This is a genomic window from Streptomyces reniochalinae, from assembly GCF_003323735.1.
GTDB classification, from domain to species: domain Bacteria; phylum Actinomycetota; class Actinomycetes; order Streptomycetales; family Streptomycetaceae; genus Streptomyces; species Streptomyces reniochalinae.
In genome coordinates, this window is the sequence record NZ_QOIM01000026.1 from 183,942 (window position 1) to 206,808 (window position 22,867).

General features: G+C 68.2%; 32 protein-coding genes. 7 read left to right on the forward strand and 25 right to left on the reverse strand.

The annotated features are described in order from the left end of the window. Window positions 1-39: 39 nt before the first annotated feature. The 11 genes from DQ392_RS08580 to DQ392_RS08635 form a co-directional block, all read right to left on the reverse strand. Window positions 40-807, reverse strand: a complete 768-nt coding sequence (locus DQ392_RS08580; RefSeq protein WP_114014919.1) for a VG15 protein — start codon at window positions 805-807, stop codon at window positions 40-42. Next, window positions 785-2,239 (reverse strand): phage portal protein, encoded by a 1,455-nt coding sequence (locus DQ392_RS08585; protein ID WP_114014920.1) that lies wholly within the window; start codon window positions 2,237-2,239, stop codon window positions 785-787. The genes DQ392_RS08580 and DQ392_RS08585 overlap by 23 nt, the downstream gene beginning before the upstream one ends. Continuing rightward, on the reverse strand, window positions 2,236-3,867 hold the full coding sequence (locus DQ392_RS08590; RefSeq protein ID WP_245981269.1) for a terminase: 1,632 nt from the start codon (window positions 3,865-3,867) through the stop codon (window positions 2,236-2,238). The genes DQ392_RS08585 and DQ392_RS08590 overlap by 4 nt, the downstream gene beginning before the upstream one ends. Before the next feature lie 37 nt (window positions 3,868-3,904). Further along, the gene (locus DQ392_RS08595; RefSeq protein WP_114014922.1) at window positions 3,905-4,390 is read right to left on the reverse strand and encodes a phage terminase small subunit; all 486 of its coding nucleotides are present in this window, start codon (window positions 4,388-4,390) and stop codon (window positions 3,905-3,907) included. Between the two features lie 155 nt (window positions 4,391-4,545). After that, window positions 4,546-5,292 (reverse strand): HNH endonuclease, encoded by a 747-nt coding sequence (locus DQ392_RS36155; RefSeq protein ID WP_114014923.1) that lies wholly within the window; start codon window positions 5,290-5,292, stop codon window positions 4,546-4,548. Window positions 5,293-5,673: 381 nt separating this feature from the next. Further along, a complete protein-coding gene (locus tag DQ392_RS08610) occupies window positions 5,674-5,967 on the reverse strand; it encodes an HNH endonuclease signature motif containing protein (RefSeq protein ID WP_114014925.1) in 294 nt (97 codons plus the stop codon). Then, window positions 5,964-6,206 (reverse strand): hypothetical protein, encoded by a 243-nt coding sequence (locus DQ392_RS08615; protein WP_114014926.1) that lies wholly within the window; start codon window positions 6,204-6,206, stop codon window positions 5,964-5,966. The genes DQ392_RS08610 and DQ392_RS08615 overlap by 4 nt, the downstream gene beginning before the upstream one ends. Then, a complete protein-coding gene (locus DQ392_RS08620) occupies window positions 6,199-6,741 on the reverse strand; it encodes a class I SAM-dependent methyltransferase (RefSeq protein ID WP_114014927.1) in 543 nt (180 codons plus the stop codon). Before DQ392_RS08620 ends, DQ392_RS08615 begins: the two co-directional genes overlap by 8 nt. Beyond that, window positions 6,728-7,105 (reverse strand): hypothetical protein, encoded by a 378-nt coding sequence (locus tag DQ392_RS08625; RefSeq protein WP_114014928.1) that lies wholly within the window; start codon window positions 7,103-7,105, stop codon window positions 6,728-6,730. The genes DQ392_RS08620 and DQ392_RS08625 overlap by 14 nt, the downstream gene beginning before the upstream one ends. A 151-nt stretch (window positions 7,106-7,256) precedes the next feature. Next, window positions 7,257-7,487: a helix-turn-helix domain-containing protein gene (locus tag DQ392_RS36380; RefSeq protein ID WP_114014929.1), complete on the reverse strand. Its 231-nt coding sequence runs from the start codon at window positions 7,485-7,487 to the stop codon at window positions 7,257-7,259. Between the two features lie 129 nt (window positions 7,488-7,616). Further along, window positions 7,617-7,946: a hypothetical protein gene (locus DQ392_RS08635; RefSeq protein ID WP_114014930.1), complete on the reverse strand. Its 330-nt coding sequence runs from the start codon at window positions 7,944-7,946 to the stop codon at window positions 7,617-7,619. A 121-nt stretch (window positions 7,947-8,067) separates the two neighbouring features. Between DQ392_RS08635 and DQ392_RS08640 the strand changes: the two genes are divergently transcribed. Then, window positions 8,068-8,280, forward strand: a complete 213-nt coding sequence (locus tag DQ392_RS08640) for a hypothetical protein (RefSeq protein WP_114014931.1) — start codon at window positions 8,068-8,070, stop codon at window positions 8,278-8,280. Window positions 8,281-8,334: 54 nt separating this feature from the next. Here DQ392_RS08640 and DQ392_RS08645 read toward each other — a convergent pair whose 3' ends face one another. The 13 genes from DQ392_RS08645 to DQ392_RS08705 form a co-directional block, all read right to left on the reverse strand. Continuing rightward, a complete protein-coding gene (locus tag DQ392_RS08645) occupies window positions 8,335-9,033 on the reverse strand; it encodes a hypothetical protein (protein ID WP_147266501.1) in 699 nt (232 codons plus the stop codon). A 173-nt stretch (window positions 9,034-9,206) separates the two neighbouring features. Continuing rightward, on the reverse strand, window positions 9,207-9,539 hold the full coding sequence (locus tag DQ392_RS08650) for a hypothetical protein (RefSeq protein ID WP_114014933.1): 333 nt from the start codon (window positions 9,537-9,539) through the stop codon (window positions 9,207-9,209). Window positions 9,540-9,548: 9 nt separating this feature from the next. After that, entirely contained in the window at window positions 9,549-10,013 is a 465-nt protein-coding gene (locus DQ392_RS08655; RefSeq protein WP_114014934.1) for a hypothetical protein, read from the reverse strand. Next, window positions 10,010-12,148 (reverse strand): hypothetical protein, encoded by a 2,139-nt coding sequence (locus DQ392_RS08660; RefSeq protein ID WP_114014935.1) that lies wholly within the window; start codon window positions 12,146-12,148, stop codon window positions 10,010-10,012. Before DQ392_RS08660 ends, DQ392_RS08655 begins: the two co-directional genes overlap by 4 nt. A gap of 31 nt (window positions 12,149-12,179) precedes the next feature. Next, entirely contained in the window at window positions 12,180-14,051 is a 1,872-nt protein-coding gene (locus DQ392_RS08665; protein ID WP_114014936.1) for a hypothetical protein, read from the reverse strand. 240 nt (window positions 14,052-14,291) lie between these two features. Further along, window positions 14,292-15,167 carry a DUF2637 domain-containing protein gene (locus DQ392_RS08670; RefSeq protein ID WP_114014937.1) on the reverse strand — a complete coding sequence of 292 codons (876 nt, stop codon included), beginning with the start codon at window positions 15,165-15,167 and terminating at the stop codon, window positions 14,292-14,294. A gap of 18 nt (window positions 15,168-15,185) precedes the next feature. Next, complete coding sequence (locus DQ392_RS08675; RefSeq protein ID WP_245981270.1) at window positions 15,186-15,563, reverse strand: RapZ C-terminal domain-containing protein; 378 nt, start codon at window positions 15,561-15,563, stop codon at window positions 15,186-15,188. Continuing rightward, window positions 15,560-15,766 carry a hypothetical protein gene (locus DQ392_RS08680; RefSeq protein WP_147266502.1) on the reverse strand — a complete coding sequence of 69 codons (207 nt, stop codon included), beginning with the start codon at window positions 15,764-15,766 and terminating at the stop codon, window positions 15,560-15,562. The genes DQ392_RS08675 and DQ392_RS08680 overlap by 4 nt, the downstream gene beginning before the upstream one ends. Next, window positions 15,766-15,933, reverse strand: a complete 168-nt coding sequence (locus tag DQ392_RS34370; RefSeq protein ID WP_181856333.1) for a hypothetical protein — start codon at window positions 15,931-15,933, stop codon at window positions 15,766-15,768. Before DQ392_RS34370 ends, DQ392_RS08680 begins: the two co-directional genes overlap by 1 nt. After that, window positions 15,933-16,403, reverse strand: a complete 471-nt coding sequence (locus tag DQ392_RS08685; protein WP_114014940.1) for an NUDIX domain-containing protein — start codon at window positions 16,401-16,403, stop codon at window positions 15,933-15,935. Before DQ392_RS08685 ends, DQ392_RS34370 begins: the two co-directional genes overlap by 1 nt. Beyond that, on the reverse strand, window positions 16,403-16,630 hold the full coding sequence (locus tag DQ392_RS08690) for a hypothetical protein (RefSeq protein WP_114014941.1): 228 nt from the start codon (window positions 16,628-16,630) through the stop codon (window positions 16,403-16,405). The genes DQ392_RS08685 and DQ392_RS08690 overlap by 1 nt, the downstream gene beginning before the upstream one ends. Window positions 16,631-16,805: 175 nt before the next feature. Then, on the reverse strand, window positions 16,806-17,102 hold the full coding sequence (locus tag DQ392_RS08700; RefSeq protein WP_114014943.1) for a hypothetical protein: 297 nt from the start codon (window positions 17,100-17,102) through the stop codon (window positions 16,806-16,808). Between the two features lie 87 nt (window positions 17,103-17,189). Then, entirely contained in the window at window positions 17,190-17,591 is a 402-nt protein-coding gene (locus tag DQ392_RS08705) for a DUF6907 domain-containing protein (protein ID WP_114014944.1), read from the reverse strand. Between the two features lie 197 nt (window positions 17,592-17,788). Here DQ392_RS08705 and DQ392_RS08710 point away from each other — a divergent pair, with 197 nt between their 5' ends. The 6 genes from DQ392_RS08710 (at window position 17,789) to DQ392_RS08735 (ending at window position 22,039) form a co-directional block, all read left to right on the forward strand. Next, window positions 17,789-18,061 (forward strand): hypothetical protein, encoded by a 273-nt coding sequence (locus DQ392_RS08710; RefSeq protein ID WP_147266503.1) that lies wholly within the window; start codon window positions 17,789-17,791, stop codon window positions 18,059-18,061. 114 nt (window positions 18,062-18,175) lie between these two features. Continuing rightward, window positions 18,176-19,672: a peptide deformylase gene (locus tag DQ392_RS08715; RefSeq protein WP_114014946.1), complete on the forward strand. Its 1,497-nt coding sequence runs from the start codon at window positions 18,176-18,178 to the stop codon at window positions 19,670-19,672. Continuing rightward, window positions 19,669-20,124 (forward strand): GIY-YIG nuclease family protein, encoded by a 456-nt coding sequence (locus tag DQ392_RS08720; protein WP_181856334.1) that lies wholly within the window; start codon window positions 19,669-19,671, stop codon window positions 20,122-20,124. The genes DQ392_RS08715 and DQ392_RS08720 overlap by 4 nt, the downstream gene beginning before the upstream one ends. Before the next feature lie 92 nt (window positions 20,125-20,216). Then, window positions 20,217-20,534 carry a PadR family transcriptional regulator gene (locus DQ392_RS08725; protein WP_114014948.1) on the forward strand — a complete coding sequence of 106 codons (318 nt, stop codon included), beginning with the start codon at window positions 20,217-20,219 and terminating at the stop codon, window positions 20,532-20,534. Further along, window positions 20,531-21,211: a hypothetical protein gene (locus DQ392_RS08730; RefSeq protein WP_114014949.1), complete on the forward strand. Its 681-nt coding sequence runs from the start codon at window positions 20,531-20,533 to the stop codon at window positions 21,209-21,211. Before DQ392_RS08725 ends, DQ392_RS08730 begins: the two co-directional genes overlap by 4 nt. A gap of 612 nt (window positions 21,212-21,823) precedes the next feature. Beyond that, the gene (locus tag DQ392_RS08735) at window positions 21,824-22,039 is read left to right on the forward strand and encodes a hypothetical protein (protein ID WP_245981271.1); all 216 of its coding nucleotides are present in this window, start codon (window positions 21,824-21,826) and stop codon (window positions 22,037-22,039) included. A 194-nt stretch (window positions 22,040-22,233) separates the two neighbouring features. Here DQ392_RS08735 and DQ392_RS08740 read toward each other — a convergent pair whose 3' ends face one another. Beyond that, the gene (locus DQ392_RS08740; RefSeq protein WP_114014951.1) at window positions 22,234-22,854 is read right to left on the reverse strand and encodes a hypothetical protein; all 621 of its coding nucleotides are present in this window, start codon (window positions 22,852-22,854) and stop codon (window positions 22,234-22,236) included. Window positions 22,855-22,867: the final 13 nt, after the last annotated feature.

Sequence of the window (22,867 nt, forward strand, 5' to 3'; positions counted from 1 at the left end):
GGCTGAGAAAGGGCCGCCACCAGGACGGCACAGGGTTGGTCAGCCGGGCAGGGACTGCCCGTGCTCAGCCAGCGCCCGCCGGAAGCGAGCAAGCTGGTCTCCGGAGTAAGGGGCGGCGTACTCCCGGTACAGCCGCTCCCACTCCTTGGCCTTCTCGGACAGCTCGAACCGCTGCCCACGAAAGATCGGGACCACGCCACAATGGCAGCCGTCATGAGCCCGAAAGCCCGCAGTGTCCTGCTCATACACCGCGCCGCGGACCGCGAGCATCTTGCAGAACGCGCACGCGCCGAGCGCCGCCGTGCGAGCCCACCCAGTCGCCTCACGATCCCGGCGGACCGCCTCCCGCACCGTCTCCCGCGCCTGGTCGACCACGAGCTTCTGCACGACCTGCTCGGCCTTCTTCTCGGCCTGCTCCAGCCGGACCGTGAGCGGCTCCAGCTGCGCCGGCGTCGCCTCGTCCGGCTCCCGCGGCCACAGGTCCTTCGTAGCCCACCGCAGACCGGCCTCGGTCTTCTCGGCCGGTGGCGCTGGCGCGAGCGGCACCGTGAATCGGCCCGTCGCCCGTGCCGCCACCCGCTCGGCGTCGTAGTAGTCCGCCGCCAGCGAAGCGGAGGCGTCCGCGTACTGGTCGACGACCGCTCGAACCGCCTCGATCCAGTCCGGCACCGAGGACTCCAGCCGCTGCGGCAGGATCAGCCGCCGCAGGCGACGCACATCGCGCGTCAGCAGCCTGGTGAGGCCGCGCTGGGCCCGCCGCTGCCGCTCCGACGCAGCGCTGCGGTCAGAGACCGTCCGGGCCGCCATCGGGCGCCTCCTGCGGCTCCTCGTCAGGCTGGTCCTCGGGGCCGAGCTGGCTCAGCCGGTCGAGGATCTGCAAGCCCTGGGCGCGGCGCCGCTCAGCGGCGACCCGCTGCCGCTGATCCTCCGACAGGCCCGCCATCTCCAGCACCACCTCGCCGTCCGCCGGCAAGATCCCGGCCTGGACGAGCTTCACTGCGGCGTCGGTCTGCTGCGCAACGGTCGGCGTCGCCGGATCCCGCCACACGCACTCGATCCGCCGCGACCGCTCCGGCGGCTCCCCATCACGCACCCACAGCGCCAGCCGCATCACATCCGACCACGCCCCGCCGAACCGGCGGCAACGGCGCTCGGCGCGCTTCACCAACTGCGCCTCGCTGGACCGGATCGCGTCCGCCGACGCGGGGTTGTCCGTGGTGTAGCCCAGGTAGTGCGGCGGCAGCCCGAGCTGCGTCGCCATAATCCGCGCGTACAGGTCGATGATCCGCGTGTACGTCTGCGGGTCGTGCGCCGTGAACTGGCCGACGGTCGGCACCTGCCCGTCCTCGTCGCGCTCCAGTGCGAGCACACGCCCGATGTACGTCTCCCACGCCGACTTGGTGTTGCCCTCGGCGTCCTGGAACGCCGACTCGGACGCGCCGAGGATGTACCGCTGGGGCGCCCCGTAGAACTCGCTCGCGACCTCCATGCCCATCAGCCGACGGCACGCGGCATCCGTGATGCTCATGACCTCCGGCGTGATCTCCGACTTGCCCACGCGATCGGCGGTCCTCTGCCGATTGGCCATGCGCACCACCGGCACCACGCCGAGGTTGTGCATGTCCCGGTCGAGCACTTCCCAGCCGCCGCCGTCAGCCTCGACCGCGTGCACCGTCTGATCCGGGAGATACAGCGTCACCAGCCGGTCATCCGGCGCCAGCCCGAACGCCTCGCAGTCCCGCGACTCCCGCAGCGCCGACGTCGCCACCCGCGCGCGAGCGTCCCAGAACAGCGTCATGTCCAGCGGCGATTCGGCGGTGATCAGCGGTGGGCAGTCGTCCGTCCCGCAGTCCCCCGAGCCGACCGCGATGTACTCCCGGCCGTAGGTCAGCGCATCCAGGTGCGCGAGGCTCGACTCGTCGAACAGGTCGTTGGCCTCGGCGACTTCGCGGAGGTCCTCCGCGTCCGCCCCGTCCGCCCAGCGGAAAGCCTCCAGCTCCAGCCGCTGCTCCAGCGCCTCCACGCCGATCCTCGGCCACCCGATCACCGTATGCAGCCCCTTGAGCTGCGGCGGGATACTGATACCGAGATCCCTGACGAGCTGCTCGCCGTTGAAGTAGCTGTCCAGCAGCTCCAGCCGGAACCGGTGCTGCATCAGATCGTTGCGGAGCGCCGTCACGAGCGACAGCTCATCCTGCGACAGAGACAGAAGAGGCAGCTCAGGGATCGTGGCAGTCATCGCAGCACCACCACCCGTCCACCGCGCTGCTTCTTCCCGAGGCCCTTAGCCAAAGCATCGACTCGACACTGCCACGCCAGAACAGCCGCGACCGCAGCATCGATCTTCCGCGGAGAGTCCGGATGCTCCTTAGCGATCTGGAGACCAGACCGCGACTCCCTGCGGCGGGCATTCAGCACGTGCCGCGTCAACACCGACGAGCCGTCGTGGGTGAGCTCGCTGTCAACGACAGCGCCGTGGAACTTCTCCAGCGCCCGCACGATCAGACTCGCCCGGCCACCCGTCATCCACCACTCGATAGGGTGCGCCCCACTCGACTTGACCCTCAGCTTCCGCCCGTACCGCGCCTCCCACGAGGCCACGTGGCCCTCCCAGCGGGCCGGGTCTGCGTACATGCCGACGACCTTGTAGTCGCGGAAAGCGTCATCGACAGCCGCCAGCACCTCCACCGTCGGGACCTCCCAGTCTTGCCCGAAGGGCCCGTCCGGCTGCTCCCAGCAGCCCAGCAGGAAGAGATGCCCGTCCGAGACCCGGCAGCCCACCAGGGCCGTCGCGTCCGTCACGCCACGGCTACGGCGCCGGCTGCCGTCGAACCCGAGCACCACAGCCTCACCCGACCGAACCAGCGTCTCCGGGGCAGCCACAGAAGCCCACTCCGGCTGGGAGATCCACGAATCCGTGGCGTGCGTGATCTGGTTCAGGAAGTCCGACCGCATCACCTGCGGGTCGTTGCTCGTGTCCCAGAAGTCCCCGACCAGACGGTCGATGGGCGACCAGCCAGGCGCGCACGGCGGGTCGTGCAGCACGCACCCGTCCTCGTGATCGGAACTGTCGCCATAGGCGTACCGGAGGCCAGCGACGAGCGACTCCCGGTCCGTTGGGTCGGTCTCCGGAGGGGCCTCGCGGTGGTCGTACAGCAGCCCGTCCTCACGCGTCCGGCCGTCAGCGATGGCCTTCGCGAACGCCGCCGTGTCTTCGGCCACCGACCCCATGCCCGGGATGTAAGCGTTCGGAGACTCCAGCGTCGTGCCACCGATCTTCGCCGCGTTCGACCGCATGACCTGCGCCAGCCGGACCCCGCCGTTCGACCGCGTCCACTCCTCAGTCTGATCGAAGACGGCGAAAACGCCCTTGTTCCCTTTACGGGACGTCGCCGACGACGTCACCTGGTCGATCTTGCCCCGTGGCAGGTTCACGAACGTGTCCAGCGGCTCCAGGCCCGGATACTCGTCGATCACCGGCCCGACACGGAGCATCTCCAACAGCGGCGCCCACGTGTTCTGCGTCTGATCCTCGGAAACCGCCGCCACCTGCACCAGCGGCGTCCGCACATCCGACCACGGGCGCCCGACAGGCTCTCCATCCGCATCCCAGCCAGCAGGCACCACCGGGCCAAGAGCTTCCGCGCAGGCAACGGCGGCCAGCAGCGGAGACTTACCCCAGCCACGCGGCCTCGACAGGACCCCGCGCCGTATCCGGCGCTTCCCCGTACCCGGATGCAGCTCGTAGTAGCGGACGATGAACTCCGCCTGCTCCTGAGTCGGAATGAACGGCTCATAGTCCGCCCGGTCCGGGGCCGCCAGATACTCGATGATCCAATCAAGGACCAGCCAGCCCAGCGTCGGCATCTCACCGGGCTCCTCCGGGCCCCTCCAGGGCATCGGATCACCCCCCGGGCTTGGCGTCCTCGCCCGCGGCCTTCAGCACCCGCAGCTTCCCGTAGCGGCTCTTCGCCGAGTCGCCCGACGACCCCTTGCCCTCGTCGGCTTCATCGGCCTGAGCGAACTGCATCCGCAGACGAGCCCGGTCCTCCGGGGTCGCACCGAACTTCGCGACCCGCAGCCGAAGCTCCGGCGCGGCGGACACCTCGCCCGACCACAGCCGCGCATGGATCAGCGCAGTGTCCAGCAGGAAGTCCCAGTCCGTCGAAGAGAAGTGCTCAGCTTGCGGCGACGCCTTCCACATCTCCCACCACGCCAGCGTCCGCTCAGGCCACGGCACCTCCACCAGCTCGCCCTCGACCCGCAGCCTCAGCGGCGGCAGTTCCGGAGGTTCGGCGTACTCGAACCGAAGGACGGTCTGGTCGACGGGGTCCTTGTTGCTGCGGGCCCGACGATTGGGGTTCTTCGGCTGGGGTCCACGACCGGCCACAAGATCACCCCCATTGCTGACGTGGCGTCAGGTTATCGTCGCTCGCAACTCAAGATCCATAGGCCCCAGACCTGTACGGACAGACAGCGCGTACACGTTCCCGATAGCCGAGACGGTGCCCCCGGGTTCCCGCCCCAGGCTTGAGGCAGGGGCGATCAGGCCGCAGCCGACCAGCCATGTTCGAGGTCGCGCTTGACGCTGTTGCAGTAGAAGTGCGCTGTCTTGATGTTCGCCTCGCTGTGCTCGCCGCCGCGAGCAAGCGGTATGACGTGGTCGAGAACTGGTGCGTTGAGCGCTGGCGCCTTAGCAATGCGATCAACTGGATCACCGCATATGTGACAGGTCCAACCGTCCCGTTCATGCACCCTCCAGCGGGACACGACGCCTACTGTGGCACCTGCCTCCAAGGCCCGCCGACGACTGGCCGCGTCCCTCCTGGTGCACCGCATAGAACAGTGCCGCACGCCTGCACCTGAGTTCCTTCGCGTGAACCATGCGCCGCAACGAACGCACTGGCCTGCTACCCAGGCAATCTCACCTGTTGTTCCGTGTGCGGCTCTCGCTGCTCGCTTCTGCGCTCGCAGAAGACGTGTGGGCTTGGGCGTCCTGTCTACTCCGAACCGAGCATCGTAGAAGCACGCGTGTGTGCAGTACTTCGAGGTCTCTTTCGTGACCGTAGCTTCTCGTCCACACTGCGTGCAGGTGATTTGGTAACGCTTGTTTCTGGGCCTGTCGTACTGCCTGCTGTGGTACCGACCGTTCTCGGCTCTGTACTGCCGCTGGAACTCACGCTGGCGTGCGTTGCGGTACAGCCGCTTGCACTCAAGGGCGCCGCATTGAACACGCCGCGGGTTGTCCATGGGGGCGTCGCAGTACAGGCAGGCATGGGTAGTCTGGGTCATGTCGGCCTGCTCTCTTCAGGTCGCCCACGCCCCGGGGGTGTTAGCGCACTCGCCGGGGTCCTTGGCTTCAGTTTCTCATCTGCCTGTGACAGATGGGTGGTTCAGCGTCGGCGGCCGATGTTTCGCTTGTCGCCGGGCCATACGCCGGTTCGTTCACGGTGGAGCCGGGCGCAGTACCCCTTGGCTCGGGCTCCGAGGTATTTCCGGAGGTGGCGTTCGCAGCGCCGGAAGTCGCCGGGCGTATACCATTTGATCTTGGCGGCTCCGCGCCCCTGCCCCCAATATCGCTTCAGCGTCTCGGCGTTGCCCCTGCTGGATCGTCCTCGGCTTCCCCTGCCTTTGCTGGCCACGTGGATCACTCCTCGGGCTGCTGGTGGTGGGCTACAGGAGTCCTGGGTGCTGCTCGCTCGGGCGTCGGCGTCCGGGCGGCGGGTTGGCAGCCTTGGCCTCGTTGCCCTCGGCGCTGCTCTTCCGTGCGTGGCATTCGGCGCACACGCCTTGGAGCCGGTCGATGGCGTGGTCATCGGTCTTGGCCTGGATGTGGTCGCAGTGCGAGCTGGGCCGCACCCCGCAGATTTTGCATACGGGGTCGCGTTCGAGCACGCGGGCCCGGATCTTCTTCCAGCCGGGGGGCAGCCGGCGTACACGATCCGAGCCGGCCCAGCCGCCGCTCACGGTTCGTCGTCCTCGTCGGCGAGGGCGTAGCCGGAGTTTTCGACGGCTTGTGCGGCGGTGGTCATGCCGAGTGCGGTGACCCAGTCGAGGGATTCGGAGCGGCCTTTGACGAGGGATACGCTGCCGTCGCCCTTCAGGATCTTGAGGATGACGATGGCGTCGACCGCCATGTCGCCTTCGTCGATGTCGGCGGTGACGCCGATCGCGTCGAGCATCTGTCCGACCTGTTGTTCAGCCACGGCGGTCCCACCACCAGACTCCGAGTGTCCGTCCGCGCATGGTCTCGACTCCCCCGCCGAGCTCGGCGAGGACGGCGTCCATGTCGTCCGGCTGCCACTGGTGGACGTGGCGTTCGTATTCATTGCCGCCGACAGCGCCTTGCGGGGATTCGACGATGGGCACGGACACGAGCAGGTGCCAGGCGCCGGCGGCCTCGGCCCGGTGGAGAAGCTCGACGGCGTCTTCGCGGGGCATGTGCTCCAGCACGTCACCGAAGACGACGAGATCCCGGTGGAACAGGTGATCCGGTGCTTCCCGCGCGTCCTGCACATGGATCTCGTCGTATCGGGCCCGGGTCTTCGTGCTCTTCAGCTTGTACTTCGCCACGTAGGGCTTGTGCGCCTCGATCGCCGTCCACCAGGCGCCGCGGTGCACCGGCCGGAACAGCCGTGCGTAGGTGCCCTCACCGGGGCCCACATCGGTCACCGTGTCCGGCAGGTGCCGCTCGTAGCGGGCGAGAGACCAGTCCTTGCCCTCAGCATCAGACGTCGGCATCCGGGACCTCCCGCTTCACCGGTCTCGCACTGTGGGGCCCGTAGCTCTTGGGTATGCCGACGGCGCTCTGGATCTTCGCCAAGGCTTCGTTCACCCCGTCGGTCCACGCGGTCATGCCCAGATGGAACTGGTCGCCGAGTCGGCTGCTCACGTCGTTCGAGGGAATTTCGACGGTCTCCTCGAAGACGAGGACCGCTCGGGCGCCGATCTTTTCAGCGACTCCTTCGAAGGGATCGTTCCGCTGGGGCTCCATGCCGGCTGCCGGTATGTACCGCTGGGGCTCGAACTCGTCGACGACCAGGACGAACGGGGGCCGCTTGTCGTCGGCACCTTCGGGCAATTCGAGGATCTGGATACGGGCCATGGCGCGGGCTCCTTCGGTGGGAGGGGCCTGCTGCCCGCGCCCTCCCAGTGGCGGGCAGCAGGGGAATGTGGGTGGTGGCCGCCCCGAGCCCTCCACGGGGCGGCCACCAAGAGCGCTCAACAGCCACAGGGGGAAGGGCCGGAGCACCCGGTCATGCGGCGCGCGGGGCGCTGTCGGGTAGGGGCGGGGGTTCGCCGGGAGTGACCTCACCAGTGAATGCGTCGACGGTCCGCGGCGTCATTTCCATCACGTCGTAGCGGGTTCCGCGGCCCGTGCCGTAGCGGCTGATGCGGCCTTCGGACGCCCACCGCCAAATGGTGCCGACGGGTCGCCCGGTGTAGTGAGCGGCGTCGGATGCGGTGACGAGAGCAGGCACGGCCACCCCCAGAAACGCGAAAGGGCCACCCGGCGTGGGAGGCCCTCAGAGCGCAGTATGTCTATCTGAGCAGATCATGACTTCGGTCATAACCCTCTGTCAAGTTCCGCCCATGCCGGGCGGTGGGTTGACGGGTCAGGCAACGGACCGCGCGTAGGCCGTGGCGGCGGCGAGCATGCCGTCCACCTCGTCAGCACCGTCGCCGGCCCACCCGGCGAGAACGCCCCACAGCTTCGGCGCCTGCCCCTCCTCGTAGAGGGGGTCGGTGGTGTCGGCGGTCGGGATACGGAATGTACCGACCGAATAGGCGGCCCAGCGGTTGGAGGGTTCCTCGGACGCGACGATGAAGATCTGCCCGACGCGGTAGACGTGGAGGATGCGGGCGTCGGCCGGGACGCCGATGGTGTCGAGGATGTGGCGGGCGATGGATTCGCGGAGCTGAGCGATTCGAGCGGTTCGGGTCACGGCGGTCTCCTTGGTCAGGCGGCAAGCGGGAGGTGGGTGCCTGTCACTCCCACCGTGGTGGCTTGCCACCATCATGACACCTCCGCTTGACCGGTGGCAAGCCACCCGAGAGGATTGCCCCATGACCAACGAAGAAGATCGCCGCAAACAACACCGCCACCGGCACAAGCAGCGCGTCCTCAGAGGCATCGACGACGAACTCGCCGCCGACTTCGACGCCGCCACGCGCCAGGCAGGCAGTGATCGCAGCACCGTCACGCGACAGCTTTGGGAGTGGTACGTCGGCCGACCCGCCGCCCACCTGCCCGAGCGCCCAGGGGCTGACGACCTCTAGACATGCGAGTGGCCCCGCCGTACTGGGGGTTTGGCGGGGCCACGGGGGGTGGCGTCAGTAGGCGAGGCCTTTCTTCAGCTTGACGACCTCGGGGCCGGTGTCGGTCTTCGGCATGGTCCACCGGTAGGTGGTGCCGGCACCGTCGGTGTACAGCAGGGTGCCGCCGCGCTGCGCCTCGCTGATGTCGAACACGGCGGAGTCCCACGCCCACGTCCCGGCAGCGATGTCCCCGCCCCCGTTGAATCCTTCCGGGACAACGTTGAACGCGGCGTTGCCATCTCCGTCGCCGATGGCCTGCCCGTTCGGTGCTGCCCACTTCCAGCCGCCCCCACCCGCGGGGGCTTCCTCGGAGGCATCGACAGCGTTGCTGGCCTTGTCCTTGACGGTGACGACAGCGAACAGATCGTTGTCGGGGGTTTCACCGGTGGCCTTGTCGACGTACACGACGCTGGTGGGCGTGATCTCCAGTTCGCCGGTGCCGTCGCCGCCGATGGTGGCCTGCTTCTGCCCGAGCTTGTTCTCCTTCGCCTCCTGCGGCTTGCGTGGCTTGCCTCCGTTGCCGACAGCGTCCGGGCCGCACAGCTCCGCCCAGTCGGCCTGCGACAGGTCGGAGTCCTTGCCGCAGCCGTCATCCGCCGGCTTGGCGGCGGCGGCCTTGGACGGCTTGTGGCTGGGCTCGTCACCGCTGCTGCATGCGACGGCGAACGGCAGCACAGCGAGCGTCGCTATGGTCAGGCTTGTACGAATCTTCATGAGATCCCCCCTGAATGGTGAGAAGCGGAATGTATCCAGCAGAGTGTCGGGCCGGTAGTGGTACCGGCGGTACGTGACCGATCTGTGCCCACAAGGCCCCCGCCGCGTCTCCACGGCGGGGGCCTACAGTGGGCGGCACCGCCCCTCCCGCTAACCCCGGGAGGGGCGGGCTGCTACGCGAACACTTCCTCGTAGTGGCCTTCGCAGGTGATCCGCTCGATTCGCAGCCGGTCCGGCGACAGAACCTGCTGGCCGCTGAAGTCCATCTGCCCGACGCAGTGCTGCCCTTCCTGGGCTTCACGAACGGCGGCTGCGTGCGCCGCATCCTCGGCCGGGCACAGCAGCAGCCCCACGACCAACCGCCACGAACCCCACGCCCCACCGCTGGCGAACTCCTGGACGGCCTCCTCCACCTCAGCCCTCGACGACAGATGAAGCGCCCCCGTGTCCTCCGCGTCGTACACCAGGCCGCACACGCTGCACGCCACCACGAAACACTGATCCATCACGCCTCCTCAGTTGTTGGTCTTGGCCCACACGCCGCGGGTGCTGCTGGCCCGCTGGTCCTGGTGGACGGGGCCCGTGTAGTGGTGGTGGTGCTCGGTGTACGCATCGCGCCGGGCCCGGCCCGCCGACCGCAGCAGCCAGCTCACGGCCAGCACGAGGGCGACCGGGGCCCCGCCAGCGATCGCGAGACTCACCGGGTCCGCCTGACCGACCGCATACAGCACCAGGGCGAGGGAACCGCCCACCGGCAGAGAGGCGACACCGCCCGCGAGCATCAGCCCGGACAGGTCCGTGGCCTTCTGCGACATCGGCGGCCGGCCCGGCTGCGGCACAGGCGGCGTGTCCCCGTAACGGGGCAGCGGGCTACCGTCCCGGTGTGACGTCGGCGACTGCTGCGCCTCCGCCAGCGCCTCCTCCACCGCAGCCACAAGGCCCCGCGCGGTAGTTCGCTCCTGCTCGGTCGACGTGCTCACGAGTCCTCCTTCTCGGCCCACACGTACAGGCCACGCTTCGGTTTGGTGATGTGCTCGTGCTCGGCGAACCACTTCTGGACCGCCGTGTCCGACGGCGGCGTATCGCCCGGGTACAGGGCCTGCAACCGCTCCCGCACCTGGGCGACGGTGATGCCGTCGTCGCCGGAGTCGCGCACCCACTGGGTGACCTCGTCCCGACGGGGGTGTCGGCGGGTCTGCGGCGGGACCGCGGCCTCGGCGATTCGCTCGGCTTCGCGGACTGCGGCAGCTATGGCCTCCTGCAGCGCCGGATCGGTCTCTTCCTCCTGCTCCGGCTGCTGCTCGACAGCCTGCGGCTGGCCGGGCTTCCAGTCCTTGTGCCGGTTGATGTAGTCGTCCAGGTCGGGCAGCGCGGGCGGCCGGCTGGTTGCGGTGGCTGCGGTGCGCGGCTGGCCTGCCGTCTTGTCGCCCGTCGCTGAAACATGGGCTGCGGTCTCCAGGCCGAGAGCTTCGGCGAGCCAGGCAGTGCGTTCCGCGGACCAGCGGTCGGCGTAGCCGTACTCGTCCGCGTCACGCTGGGACTCCGGGTCGAGGTCGGGGCGGATCGCCCACCGGTCGACGGCCAGTTGCTCGATGTCGTCGAGCTGCTTGCCGTCGTCGTCTTCGTCGTCGTCGTTGACGAAGTGGCCCTTGGCGCGCTCGGGTCCGATGCCGCCTTCCTTGAGGCGGGCCTCGTCGAGGATGTACATGGAGCCGTTGCCGGGCAGCTTGGACAGGTCGACCTGGTTGTAGAAGCCGGAGAACACGAACTGGCCCTCGGCCTTCTCTCGGAACTTCATGCCGATGACGGTGTCGTACTGGGAGTTGATCTCGCCGCCGCCGGTGTTGGGTCCGGTGCCGCGCTGGCCGGTGTCGACGAAGTCGACGGCGGCCTTGCGGCCCTTTTTCACGCTGCGGGTTTTGGTCTGTACGGCGCCCGGGTTGACGGCCATGAGGTCGGGGTTCTCGTCGGAGATGACGATGAGCGCGGGCACCTTGGCGCTGGGCCGGATCTTTCCGCCCTTCATGCGGCGTGCCCGGCCGTCGCCCACTGCGAGCGACGCGTTCAGGAGACGCACGGCCTCTTCGTGGTCGGTGGCGACCCAGTCGAGGATCGGCCGGTCGATGAGATCCCCGTGCCGGTCCTTCCAGCCCTCGGCCCACGGCCGCAGCCACCGCTTCGCGGTGTTGCCCTGCGCCAGGTCGATCATCCAGATCACCGCATCTGTGCAGCGGGTGATCGCAGCGATGATGACGTGCAGGAATACCGACTTGCCGGAGCCCTTCTTGCCGGCGATGAAGATGCTGTTCTGCCGAAAGAGGATCTCCAGCGGCTCCCCGGACTCCAGCAGACCCAGGGTCAGCGGCTCGCGGATCGACAGCGGATGCACATCCTCCGGCAGTGGCGCCGTCTCCGACAGCACATCCCGGGTCGCCACGAACAGCACCGCCTCCGAAGCCTTACCCGACGGCGACCTACGCAGTTGCAGAGCGCCAGTCCGTAGATCGCCGTGACGGGTCTCCAGCAGGGGCAGCAGACCCAGCAGGCCCTCGAACGTCGTCTGTGTCAGGAGCAGGGGAAGGGCGTAGCCGCTGCGTGTGTCCCGCGGCCGACCAACCTCTACGCCTTGGGCGCCGACATCGAGGAGCAGCTGGTGCCATTGGCCGCTCACACCGCGCGGCACCTGGCTGACCTCGTCGGCCCACTGGGCGGCGATGATGTCCTGCCGCAGCCACCGGTCCACCGCGTACAGGGGGGTAAAGGTGGCGGCTGCACCGGCGACGATGGAGGCGGCGGCGAAGGTCCAGGGGGATCCGTGGGCGGTCCAGTTGAGCCACGTGTAGGTGGCGCTGGTCCACACGGCGGTGAACCCGGTGTGGTACCAGCGGCGCCAGCCGTTCTGCCCCTTGGCGCGGACGAATCGGGATGCCGAGGCGGTGATGACGCCGGCGGCAGAGCCGAGACCCATCCAGCCGAGGGGCAGGGTGGCGCCGAGGTCCTCCATGACGCCGAGTGCGAGACCGCCCGTGTACACGGTCGCCGCGGTGTACAGCGGCGTCGAGATGACGCTGTGCCGCCACGGGATCGGCTCGTGGTTACGCGGGCGGTCAAGCATGCGTCTCTCCTTCCTGATCAGTCGGGTGGGGTTACTGCTGGTTGGCGCCGATGTCCCACTTGGCGGCTGCCACGGTCGGGTTCTCGATGTTGTCGATCTGCTCGGCGTGAATGACACGGAACAGGTACGGGATGGAGCCGAGGCGGGCCGCGATTGAGTCCATGTAGGCGGCGGTGTCGTCGTAGGCCTCGGACACGGCCGGGTTGACCTTGAAGTCCTCGCGGGTGGAGGCGGCGGCTGCCCGGATGACGGAGGCGATCGCGGACTGGAGGTCGGCGAGCTGCCTGATGGTCATCTCGTAGCCGACCATGTTGTCGGCCGGGTTGATGATGAGCATGGCTCCGGCCATGCGGACCGCCTCGGCCGCGTTGACGAGCGGCATGGCGGGCTGGATGTTGGTCACTGGGACTCCTCCTATGGCTGGTCCGGCAGCGTCTGCGGGCCGGCTGATGGGGGTGTGGCTTCCTGCGGTACGGGCGAACGTCGGGCGTTCGGTGCTGGCAGTTCGACGGGCGGGCTGGTCGCTGGTGTGCTGGTACATCCACCGGTTGAGCCAGCCGATCCCGCCAGTCCAGGCGACGGCGCGGGCCGCGGGGGTGGTGATGGCGTGCAGCACCTTCGCGAGGGGGCGCAGCCAGTTCGGGCCGCGGTTGCTGTAGCGGATGCTGCCGAGCGCCATGTGGGCGGCGATGAAGCCGCGCGATCCGTGGCGCCAGGCGCGGGCCAGCAGCGGCGAGGCGACCCGGTTGATGCGACTGGCGCCGTGGCGGATCGGGCTGGTGACCTTCCTAATCCGCAGGCGGGTTTTCGGGCTGGTGTGCCGGCGGAGCTTCTGCCCTGCCCAGTAGCCAGCGGTGCGCAGCTTCCCGTCCGGCTTGGGGTACTCACGCTTCGGCAGGGCCTCCGCAGCGGTCGGGCGGGAAGTCGGCTTCAGCTTCTCCGCCCGCGCGTCACCGATCTTGGCGCCCGCGTTGCTCTTGGCGGCCTTCGCCAAGCGGCGAAGACTCGCCGCAGCGCCCAGGGGCTTGTTCTGCTTCGCTGCGGGCGACTTCTTGTCGGGCGACAGGCCCAGCCGGTTCCCGCCGCTTTTGCCGCTTCGGTTGGCGCGCTGCTTGGCCGCCTTCAGCGTGCCAGCGCCACCGCCAGAACCCCCCTTCTTCGGGGCCCGGTGGTTGCCGCCGAGGCCGCCGCTCTTGCCGCCTAGGAGTGATCCACTGCTCGGCTTCTTGGCGACGCCAGGAGCGGGCCCGGGGCCTTTCCTCGACAGCGAAGTGGAACCCGCCCCGCCCTTTCGTGCCGGGGTGTTCTTGCCGCCACCGAGCAGCCCGCCGCTCGGCTTCTTGGCGGCGCCAAGACCGATCGGCTTGGCGCCCGCCGACGGCTTCTTGGCGCTCGACTTGCCGCCGCCAAGACCAGCGACAGAACGGGACCCGGACGGCGTCTTGGCGCCGCCACCTCGAGGAGACTTGCCGCCGCCAGAAGCGCCCTTCTTGGCGCCGCCAAGAGTCGCCTTCTTGCCGCCCGAAGTGGCGCCGGACCCACCCTTGCGCCCGACGCCAGAACCGGCGCCACTTGTCGGCCCCCGGGGGCTCACTCGCCGCGGGGCTTTCAGGTTCCGCTTCTGCCTCTTACCGAGGACCGCGGTCGCGGCAACGGCGCACACGATGATGCCGCCGAGGACGAGAGACAGGCCGAACCGGTGGGTGAGCCAGCACAGGCCGATCAGCCCGGTGATGACCCCGCCGGGGATGAGGAGCCCGGCGAGAGTGCCGTCCGCCGGATCCCCCTGGGAGTGCTTGGTGGAGGCCGAGGACTGTCCGTTCGTCGGCTTGCTGGAGTCGGTGCGGGTCTGGCTGGGGGCGGTCGCCGTCCCGGTGTCCGGCTGCGTCTGTGTGGTCGTCACGGTCGGGCTCCCCTCCCTACGGGGACAGACTTTGAATACGGAGAGTGATCGGAGTGAATGCCAACCTCAAGACCAACCCCAACGCCAACGCCAACGCCAACCTCGCGAAGATCGCAGCTAAAGATGTTGGGTTCAGATCCCCGCCCCGGGGAACGGACGCGCTCCCCGGGGCGGAGAAGGTTGGTGTTGGCGTTGGCGATGGCCTCACGTGATCTACGGAAGGTCATCAGCGGCGGGCGGCTAGTCGAGCGCCGGAACGTCGGTCCGGTCGAGGATCTCGGTGCGGATGTTCTTCGCCGTCGAGTCCGACGGCCGCCCGTGCCCCGCCTCCTTAATCGCCTCGGCGAACTCACTCGCGGTCGGCTGCCGGCGAAGCTTCTGAAACTCGTCGTGGAAGACCGGCTCCGTGAGCTCGACCCACTCGGACATCGACCGGCGCGGCGCCTTCCCCGATGGCTTCGACGAGCCGCGGGACCGAGCCGTCTGCTTCCGAGCCGACCGAGCCGTAGCGGTTCCAGAGGTTCCACTTCCGGGCTTCGCAGGCGCCGCCGGACGCTCCTTCCGAAGCGACACGACAGGCTCCGACGACGCCAACTTCGGACCGCCAGAACCGGCGCCAAGAGCAGCGACAGAAACAGAAGCTGGCGACGCTTCCCTTGACGACAGTGTTGGCGACTTGGCGGGCATCTCGGCAACGCCAGAAGCGTGACCGTGCGCCGCCAGAAGACCGTGCAGCTGGCGCATCAGCGCACCGAACGCCAGGAGCGCAGCAACCGGCGGAACCGCCGCCACGACATACTCCATCGGCTCCGCGCCATCACCGACACCAGCCACGTTCAGAGCAATAGAACCCAGCGAACCGGAACCCGCCAGAGCCACCGCCCACCAGTCGATGCCACGTCCCCGCAGCGACGCCCGCAGCATCAGCACCTCGCCGACAAGAATGAACAAGTCAACGGTCGCCGGCCACGCCCACGCCCGCTCGGGCGAAGCGCCGAGCCCGTACTCACCGGCCACGTCGTGCAGATGCTCATACGACAACCAGAACGCGATCCCCGTCAGCACCACGCTCGCCACCCCAGCCACCAGCGTCAGCACACCAGTCGCAGTTTTCATCGGGGCCTCCCTTCAGATTCAGCGGGCGAGGACGGGTCGTTCGATGTCGCGGTGCCGGACACGGATGTCGACACCGCGGGCTTTCCGGACCCGCCGCGCCACCTCGACCGCCACGACCACCGACCTGTGCCGGCCCCCGGTGCAGCCGACCGCGACACGGGTGGGCAGGACGGTGGAGCCGACGAGGAATCCGTTGACGACCCCTGCCAAGGCGTCGATCAGCGGCGGAATGCCGGGGGTGCGGATCACCGTGTGCCGCACCTCGTCATCCAGACCGGTCAGCTCCCGCATCTCCCGACGCACATGCGGATCCCGAAAATGCGCTCGCAGGTCCACGACCAGCTCGGCACGCGGGGCCGGGGCGTGACCGAAACCGAACGAAACGACCTCGATCACCGCACCCACCCCCTCGGGGACGGTGCCGCCAGCAGACGAGCCACCGCCACCAGCAGGGCCACCGTCACCATCGCCGGGGAGTGCAGCGACCACACCGTGGCCGCCAACACCCCCGACGCCAAACCCGGCACCAACACCAGCAGCAGCAGCAGGCCCCACAACAGATCAACGAGGAACAGTGCGGCCTTCGCGACCAGACCCATCACCGGCCACCTCCCCGCCACGGAAGCCGCGGGTGGCACCAGAAACAGTCCAGGCCGTGGTCCGTCAGGCTGCGGCGCTCATGCATGAGCTGGGAGATCCCCGCGCCCATCACGACGATCGTCACCACGACCAGCAGCAGACCCGTGATGTACAGAGGCCAACCCATCACCGGCCACCTCCGCCCGGGCGGTTCGGCAGCCAGGCGAGCTGATCGCGGCTGGCGCGGTACACGACCTCGTTGTGGTCGAAGGCCAGCTCGCCCGGGTAGTGCAGCGGCACCCACGCCACAGCAGCGGCATCGTCGCCGGCCTGCGCGACCGTGTCCTCGTTGACGACGACCGCCCAAGCCGCGGAGATGTAGCGGCCCCGCGGATCACGGTCAGGCTGATCGAAGAGGCCCACGAAGATGAGCCGCTCCTGCCTGACCTTGACGCCGGTCTCCTCGAACAGCTCCCGCGCGGCGGCCTCGCGACCGGTCTCCCCCGGATCAACATGCCCGCCCGGCAGAGCCAGACGCCCCTGGTGCGGCGGCCAACCACGCCGGACCGTCAACAGCTCCGGCCCCCGAACGGACTCCCGGACACACACCACATCCGCCGTATAGCGGATGACCTCGAACTCCTCCAACTCGTTCATCACCGGCCACCCGCCTTCCGGATCGCGTCGAGCACGGTCTCTGTCAGCTCGGCAGGCAGGAGGCCCTTGTCGATCGCCGCCAAGGCGGCGAATTCGCGGGCGATCCGCTCACGGCCCTCGGTCTTGCGGTGCTCGTCCGTCCGTCCCGTCAGGGGGCAGCGGTAGTACTCGTTCGCGTCGGCCGACTTCCGCAGCAGGTCGGCGGCCTCCTCCAGGTAGCGCGACATCACCGGCCACCCGCCTCGGGTTTCGGCATCGCCCACATCCGTCCGCTCTGGATGTCCTCCACATCGCCGACCGTGATCGACGCCCGACGCTCCATCCCAGGCCCGCGCCGGGCATGATCCGCGTCGAACAGCGGATCATCCTCCGCAGACACCAGCGGCCTCGACTCCACCCCACTCACGCCGCCACCCCCGGCTGGGTGCCGAACAGCTCGATCGCATGCAGCTCATCGAACAGGGGGACGGTGTCGTCCGGATTCGCCACGTCATACCGGCGAGCCTCCGCCAGGACACGCAACTCATCCGACCAAACACCCGTCCGGCGAACCGCCAGGTAGTCGCCGATCAGATCCGCGCGGAACGCGGCATTCGCATCCGCCACCGACGTGGTCGCACGCCGGCGAGCCGACAGGTCCGACACCGAAGCGGCATCCGCATCCGACAGCGGGGAAGTGGGGTTGAAGGTACGGTTCATGACAGGTCCCTCCTAGGGGGATCCAGGCCCCGGCCAACGCGGTTGGGTCGCACGGCCGGGGCCGCCAATGGGTGGGTGAGAGAGGAGTCAGGCGTCGGGCATCGCGTCGACGACGCGGCGGAGACGCTCGACGTGGGCGGCGATCCGGTCCAGCTCGGCCCGCGCCTGCACCTTCGACAGCTCGGAGAATTCGCCGCTGCCGGTCGCGTCGAACGCGAAGACCGGGCGGGTCTCGCCCGTGTACGTCCACTGGGAGATGTGGCCAGCGAGGATGTCCTCGCGGCTGGTGACGCCGACCGGAGCGGACACGGCAGCCTGGTCGCCGACGTGGGCGACGTCCTCCAGGCACAGCTCATCGTGCTCGGCGTGCCGCTCGGTGCACCATGCCGGGCATTCCACGATCACGCGCTGCCCGCGGACGACAGCCACGGACTGGTGAGGGTGGTCGCCCGAGCTGGCGGGGGCGGGAATGGCTACACTGCTGCTCACAGGGTTGCTCCTTCTGCGACAAGGGGCTTCCTCGCCCCGTTCGGTGTTGGCGCACCGGGCGGGGCTTTTTTCGTGGCCTGTTCTTCTGCCGCGATGACTCCTATAGTTGCAACATGAGGCATCAGACGCAAGTCCTTCGAGGAGATTTCCCAAGACCGCACCGCGGCGGGTGCTGCCACGTGTGGCAACATGCCGTCATGACGAGCGAGGAGAGAGAGCGAGAGGCCGCCGCGCTGGCCAGAATGGACGAGCGCACTGCCGCCTACAGGGCGGCCGAGGAGTCGCTCGAACAAGCTCGTGAAGCTCTCCGTGAAGAGATCGTCAGGAACCTCTCGGAACGCAACGCTGCTCCCGGGAAGATCGCGGCGCACAGCCCCTACGACCGGAACCACATCCGGCGCATCGGCGTACAGGCCGGCGTTCCTCCCCTGCGCGACAAGACCGTGCGCAGCAACAAGACGTCCAACTGATCCGTAATCGCTCGTGTCGTCTTCTCTCATGCCTTGAGGAGATCGCAGAGCGTGCACGTGAGGGCACCGTGAGCGGCACTCATTCATAGATCACTCACAGGCACAGGGGGACCAATGCCTGACAGGCAGCACGGCGCGGACTTCGTGGGCGAGCTGAAGTACTGGCGGGACGTTCGGGGGTTCTCGCAGTCGAAGCTCGCCACCGCAGTCGGCTACACGCCTTCCTACGTCTCGAAGGTCGAGAGCGGCGCCCAGCGCCCGTCGGAGGCCTTTGCTCGCCAAGCCGACAGAGTCCTGCGTGCCGGCGGCGCGATCGTCCACGCCTTCCGTGAGCTGGAGGCGCACGGCCGCTCGATCCCCGCCCAGCATCCGGGCCCGGATCACGGAGCTCCGCACGAGGCGAGTCTGATCGTCGAGCACGAGGACACGAGCCTGATCTACGACGGGACGACGTACCGGGCTACGCAACGCCGCCGCCTCTACAACGACAGCCCGGATCCGATCACCCAGTACATGATCCGGATTTCAGTCGACCGCTACCCCGGCAACCCCGAGCGGTCCAATGCGCACTACCGGGAGAACCCGCTCACCTGGGACGAGATCGGCCTCAGCGCCAGCATCGACGGCGAGCCGCTGACCTGGACCGTCCGGCACGACCGGGACGCCTTCAAGGAACTGTGGCTGCTGCTGGAGAACGAGCACGGCCGGTACCCGCTGTACCCGGGCGAGTCGGCGTGGCTGGAGTACAGCTACACGGTCGGCGACGAGAAGTGGGGCACGTGGTTTCAGCGTGCGGTGCGGCTCCCGACTAGGCGGCTGAGCGTTCGGTTGGACTTCCCGGCCGAGCTGGGCCCGACGGTGTGGGGCACTGAGACGACGATGACCGCGACGGCGATGCCGTTCCGCACAGCGATCCGCCGCGGCGACGAGGACGGCCGGCGCGTCTTCTCCTGGTCGACCGAGGACCCGCCGCTGCACGCCCGCTACAGGCTCGAATGGAAGTTCAAAAACCCGCAATCCAAGGAGGAGATCAAGACGGACGTGACCGCCGCCAGGCCCAGTGACCGCATGCAGGAGATCGGGATCGTCCAGGAAGGCGACCCGGTCCTGACGAAGACCGCCCGCGAGTTCGCGCTGCCCGACGAAGCCGAGGACGCCCGCCGCGTCGTCGCCGAGCTCGTCTCGGCCACCGAACGGGCCGCCACCGTGCACAACTTCGGCAAGGGCATGGGCATCGCCGCCCCGCAGATCGGCATCGACCGGGCCGCTGCCATCGTCCGCACCCTGGACGGCGAGAACGTCACGCTGCTGAACCCGCGGTACGTGGAGGAGTCAGTCGAGACGGACGAGCAGTACGAGGGCTGTCTGAGCTTCTTCGACGTGCGCGGGATGGTGCCCCGTCCGCTGTCGATCAGCGTCGAGCACACCGACATCGACGGGCAGAAGCAGATCACGATCTTCGAGCGGGGCGTGGCACGGCTCGTCGCCCACGAGATCGACCACCTGTACGGGATGCTCTACCGAGAGCGCATGCGCCCCGGCGTCGAACCCATCCCCGTCTCCGAGTACAGGGGCACCGGCAGCCAGTGGAGCTACGGGGAGGGGCGGTGACGACCGTCTTCAAGGCCGGGCGCACCGCTTTGTATCGCTTCTACGACGGGAAGGGGCGTCTCCTGTACGTGGGGGTCTCCTCGCAGTTGGAGCGGCGCTGGGCGCAGCACGAGATGTCGAAGCCGTGGTGGCATCTCGTCGAGCGCCGGACCGTTGAGTGGCACGCCACCGGCCGCGAAGCGTTGGCCGCAGAGGAACAGGCGATCAACTCCGAGGCGCCCCTCTACCAGCTGACTAGTGACCAGTACGACTGCGAGACGGAGATCGACTACGCGACAACACGCCTGAGAGCGGATCTCGCGGCTGGCAGATTTCCTACGGGCTATCGATTCGTCTACAAAGAGCTCGCACCGGTATACGGGGTGGCGTCAGCGACGGTCGGGTTCGCGCTCGACGTCTTGTACCGGGAGGGACTCGTATCTCGCTCTTCCAACCGGTACGTCGCCGCCTGACGCCCTGCGCCCGTAGCCCTCGGCTGCCGCGGGCCTCCCTCCGACCATGTGTCGTTCTCGACATATGGTCGGAGGCGTGGCACCCTGTCGCCATGGCATCAATTCGCCTTACCCGCCCCACCCTTGAGGTGCTCAAGGTGTTGCTGGCGGCGACTGACGATGACCCCGCGTGGGGGCTGAAGATCTGCGAGGAGGCCGATCTGGGCTCGGGCACCGTGTATCCGGTTTTGGAGCGCCTGACGGAGCACGGCTGGGTCGAGGCGCGGAAGGAGGTCGCCCCTCATCCGGGGCGGCCTGCTCGCCGGTACTACGAGTTGACGGGCGCCGGCTGGGCGAGTGCACATCAGGCGGTGCAGGATCGGAAGGCCCGCCGTGCACGCCGGTTCGGGCTGGCGGGAGGCGCGGCGTGAGCAGTGAAGCCCAACGCAGCGAGGTGAAGGAGTATCTCCGGGACCTCTTGGCTGAGTCACAAGGTGAAGATGCGGCGGCCGAGCACCTGATTGCGCTCGACCGAGAGGACATCGAGAACGCTTTCGCCTACATTGTGCGACGCATGCAGTCGGAAGAGTCGTTCGCGATCGACTACAGCCCGACTGAGTTGTACGTGCACAGCGTCCAGGTTTCGCCGGATTTTCACGAGCGTCGGAGTCCTGTGGGGCTTTCGCATGCCCGGCGCGGCGCTTCGTTTGCTGCTCGTCTGGCTGGTCGGCGTCGTCTTCATCTGCGGGATGAGTGGGCGGATCTGTTGGCTGGGGCGGACGGCCGGGGGCTGCCTCGGGGCCGTCGGCTGGCGCTGGTGGTCGGGTTTCTTTTCGCAGCGCTGCGGATGCGGGCCCATGACCTTTTGGGGTTCGCGTGGTCTCCGATGGATTGGCTGTTGTCGGCGGAGTCGCGCACGAACGGGTTGATCACTGCTTCGGTGGGCTCTTTGGCGATCTACATTCAGGCGGTGGATGGTTTTCATTCGCTGGTGACGGATGGCTGGGGGTCGTGCGCAGTTCTGGGCGGTGCATTGTTTGCGCTGGCGCGGTGGCTACGTCGGGTGCGCGGCATTGAGTTGGCTGGCCGGGCCGGGGACGACGAGTAGTCGCGTGAGGCGACACCAATAAGCCCCCGTCCGTTTTTCGGGCGGGGGCTTTTTCGTTTCTCGGAGTGTACTGTCGCAACCTTTGCACTGTCCGAATGTCAACCTGCGACCCGTGTTTTCCTACTTGCAACACTGCTGGTCGCGTGGCCGTAGCTTACAACGGGCGGGCGCCGGTGGGGGTGTTTCTGGGGTGGATGCGGGGTCTTGTTGGATGGTTTTCGGCCATGTCTGCGAGGGCTGCGGCTCCTCGTGGTCGGCGTGCCGTGTATAGCGATAAGAGTCGTTTCTCTAGCGTTTTCGCAGGTCGAACTTGACTTCTTGGCAGGTCACCTTTTCGGGTTCTTCGGGTTTTGCTGGTCTTCTGGTAGTCCGATTTCCCGCTGACCTGTTTGGGCTGCCGCCTAGTGTCTTGGCAGCAAGACAGCGGCCGGGACGTTCGTGTGGCTGCACGAGTCCCGGCCGCTGCGAGTGCCAGCAGGTTGCCGCCTGCTGATCGAGAACCGCGACCCTTCAGAGAGAGGCAGTTCCCCCATGAGTCTAGCTACGCCTGCGCGTGAGCCGTCGTCTTCCGGCCGTCTTCCCTTGTCCCGGATCGTGTCGGATCCTCTGCCGGTGCTGTTGTCCGCGGTGGCCGGCGAGGTGGTGGTTCTGGACGAGGTGGATGACCCGCACCTGTTCGGCGGGGTGGTGGAGAGCGCCGGCGGGCTGCTGTTTGCGATGCCTGCGGGCCGCCCGGCGGGCGAGCGGGAGTTTTGGGTCCGGGTGTTGTTGGCGCACCGGGAGGGCTACGACGGGGGCGAAGTGGGGGCGGCTTTCGGGGCCCGATAGATGCGGCCAGCCTACTCACGTTGAGTAGGTACCTGCTGTCTGCTTGTCGCCGGTCGGGAACCTACTACCGGTAGCAGGTTCCCGACCGGCAGTAGCCGGCTGGCGGTCAGTCGGTTGGGCGGGCGTTTGATGGCGGGGCGCGGCCGTAGCCCTGACGTGCGTGAAGGCCCCCACCATCTCGGTGGGGGCCTTCGTCATGCCGCGGCCCTGTCAGCGAGGTTGAGCTGCCGGAGTTCGGCCCACCCGTACTGGGTTCCGCACTGGCAGCGTTGTCCGGGGGTGTCGAGGGTGATGCGCATGGTGGCGTCGCAGAGGGTGCAGACGACGGTGACGCGTTTGGCGGGGGGTTCGCCGGATATCTGGGCTCGGCATTGGCCGACGGCCTGCCTGACTTCGGCGAAGAGTTCGGCGATGGCGGGATGATTCTCGGCTGCCCAAGGGAGGAGGATGCGGAGCCGGCTGACGGCCTGGTCGAGTTGGCCTTGCAAGCCGCCTTGCCAGCGGGGGTGCCGGTAGCCGAGGTGGTCGTGGATGTCGACGAGCCAGGTTTGGAGGATGGTGACGACTCCCCCGCGGCTGGACAGGGACAGGGGTTCGAGTCGTATGGGGAGGGGTGCGGTGCGGCTGCCGGAGACGCGGGCGTTGTCGGCGAGGGTGCCGGGTTGGAGGACGGTGGCGAGCTGGGCGTAGAGCCCGTGGGGCCCGGCGAGGTCTTGGAGCATGCGGTCGAGGCGGCGGATGCAGGCGCCGCAGGCTTGGTGGCCTTGCTCGGTGTGCCACAGGTCGTGACCGCAGACGGTGCAGGTGGTGTTCATGGGTGGCTCCTGT

What these genes read in the sequence shown, in the direction of transcription:
- DQ392_RS08580 (WP_114014919.1), bottom strand. Translation starts at nt 807, where the DNA reads ATGGCGGCCCGGACGGTCTCTGACCGCAGCGCTGCGTCGGAGCGGCAG.
- DQ392_RS08585 (WP_114014920.1), bottom strand. Translation starts at nt 2,239, where the DNA reads ATGACTGCCACGATCCCTGAGCTGCCTCTTCTGTCTCTGTCGCAGGAT.
- DQ392_RS08590 (WP_245981269.1), bottom strand. Translation starts at nt 3,867, where the DNA reads ATGCCGACGCTGGGCTGGCTGGTCCTTGATTGGATCATCGAGTATCTG.
- DQ392_RS36155 (WP_114014923.1), bottom strand. Translation starts at nt 5,292, where the DNA reads ATGACCCAGACTACCCATGCCTGCCTGTACTGCGACGCCCCCATGGAC.
- DQ392_RS08620 (WP_114014927.1), bottom strand. Translation starts at nt 6,741, where the DNA reads ATGCCGACGTCTGATGCTGAGGGCAAGGACTGGTCTCTCGCCCGCTAC.
- DQ392_RS08625 (WP_114014928.1), bottom strand. Translation starts at nt 7,105, where the DNA reads ATGGCCCGTATCCAGATCCTCGAATTGCCCGAAGGTGCCGACGACAAG.
- DQ392_RS08640 (WP_114014931.1), top strand. Translation starts at nt 8,068, where the DNA reads ATGACCAACGAAGAAGATCGCCGCAAACAACACCGCCACCGGCACAAG.
- DQ392_RS08645 (WP_147266501.1), bottom strand. Translation starts at nt 9,033, where the DNA reads ATGAAGATTCGTACAAGCCTGACCATAGCGACGCTCGCTGTGCTGCCG.
- DQ392_RS08650 (WP_114014933.1), bottom strand. Translation starts at nt 9,539, where the DNA reads ATGGATCAGTGTTTCGTGGTGGCGTGCAGCGTGTGCGGCCTGGTGTAC.
- DQ392_RS08660 (WP_114014935.1), bottom strand. Translation starts at nt 12,148, where the DNA reads ATGCTTGACCGCCCGCGTAACCACGAGCCGATCCCGTGGCGGCACAGC.
- DQ392_RS08670 (WP_114014937.1), bottom strand. Translation starts at nt 15,167, where the DNA reads ATGAAAACTGCGACTGGTGTGCTGACGCTGGTGGCTGGGGTGGCGAGC.
- DQ392_RS08680 (WP_147266502.1), bottom strand. Translation starts at nt 15,766, where the DNA reads ATGGGTCTGGTCGCGAAGGCCGCACTGTTCCTCGTTGATCTGTTGTGG.
- DQ392_RS34370 (WP_181856333.1), bottom strand. Translation starts at nt 15,933, where the DNA reads ATGGGTTGGCCTCTGTACATCACGGGTCTGCTGCTGGTCGTGGTGACG.
- DQ392_RS08685 (WP_114014940.1), bottom strand. Translation starts at nt 16,403, where the DNA reads ATGAACGAGTTGGAGGAGTTCGAGGTCATCCGCTATACGGCGGATGTG.
- DQ392_RS08690 (WP_114014941.1), bottom strand. Translation starts at nt 16,630, where the DNA reads ATGTCGCGCTACCTGGAGGAGGCCGCCGACCTGCTGCGGAAGTCGGCC.
- DQ392_RS08700 (WP_114014943.1), bottom strand. Translation starts at nt 17,102, where the DNA reads ATGAACCGTACCTTCAACCCCACTTCCCCGCTGTCGGATGCGGATGCC.
- DQ392_RS08710 (WP_147266503.1), top strand. Translation starts at nt 17,789, where the DNA reads ATGACGAGCGAGGAGAGAGAGCGAGAGGCCGCCGCGCTGGCCAGAATG.
- DQ392_RS08715 (WP_114014946.1), top strand. Translation starts at nt 18,176, where the DNA reads ATGCCTGACAGGCAGCACGGCGCGGACTTCGTGGGCGAGCTGAAGTAC.
- DQ392_RS08725 (WP_114014948.1), top strand. Translation starts at nt 20,217, where the DNA reads ATGGCATCAATTCGCCTTACCCGCCCCACCCTTGAGGTGCTCAAGGTG.
- DQ392_RS08740 (WP_114014951.1), bottom strand. Translation starts at nt 22,854, where the DNA reads ATGAACACCACCTGCACCGTCTGCGGTCACGACCTGTGGCACACCGAG.